Annotated in this window: 1 pseudogene; it reads right to left on the reverse strand. The window is 44.3% G+C overall.

The window, feature by feature from the left end:
* Positions 1-531, reverse strand: a pseudogene (gltB, locus tag A3739_RS26155) (glutamate synthase large subunit); the annotation flags it as partial.
* Positions 532-689 lie beyond the last annotated feature (158 nt).

Raw genomic sequence — 689 nt, forward strand, 5'->3', positions numbered from 1 at the left:
GTCTTCTTCCTGACTTAACGCACGCTCAATCTTTTTACGGGCGACAAATAACTTTAAGCCAAACGCTTGCTCATCAATATCATCGTTCGCTTCAACAAAAACTTGCTCTATCTGTGGCAAGCAATCTAGAGCCATTCGACCTAAACAAGCATTATCAGTTGGCACAACACGCCATGCTTTAACGTTTAAACCTTCGTCTGCACAGGCAGCTTCAAATGTCGCTCGCGCCTGCGCTGCACGCTCATCATCTAGCTGCAAGAAAATCATGCCTACGCCGTATTGATCACCTAAAGTCAGTGACAATTCTTCTTGTGCGACTTTGCGTAAAAATGAATCTGGCTTTTGTAATAACAAACCACAACCGTCACCTGTTTTGCCATCTGCCGCGATACCACCGCGGTGGGTCATACATGTGAGCGACTCAATTGCTGTTTCCAACAAAGCATGGCTAGGCGCACCTTCTGTGTGCGCAATGAGCCCAAAACCACAGTTATCACGAAACTCTTCTGGGCGGAACAAACCTGCTGCCATAGCATTCTCTCTAAAACATCTAGTAATTTCATACACTTAGACCAACAACTCTGCCTAAAATGTACGACTAAGAAAATTGGGGTCGGACATTTTACACACAGCAATGCGTCTTAACAAATTTTATAACAAGAGATTTTCGAAGAAAGGAAGCTAACTGC

This window comes from Oleiphilus sp. HI0067, assembly GCF_001635735.1.